The following is a 228-nucleotide window of genomic DNA, read 5'->3' on the forward strand; positions in this document are numbered from 1 at the left end:
CGACAAGGTGCTGACGAGCGAGGCGTGTCGCGACGACGATACGCTCGAGCATCTGCTCGAACGCGCGCTGACCGCCGCGCACGCCGCGTGGCCCGATGCCGCGCTGCGCACGCACGTGCCCGCCGCGCGGCAGGCGTTTTACAAGCAGTTCGGATTCCGCAAGGCTTACGGTCCGTTTCTCCATCTGGGCGCGCCGTTCGTCGGCATGATCCGCCCGGCGCAACGCGC

General features: G+C 69.7%; 1 pseudogene. It reads left to right on the forward strand.

Going from position 1 to position 228, the window contains the following annotated elements:
- Nucleotides 1-228: pseudogene (locus tag SB786_RS38060) on the forward strand (drug:proton antiporter); the annotation flags it as partial.

The organism is Burkholderia sp. SIMBA_062 (genome assembly GCF_046534765.1).
Taxonomy (GTDB): Bacteria; Pseudomonadota; Gammaproteobacteria; order Burkholderiales; family Burkholderiaceae; genus Burkholderia; species Burkholderia ambifaria.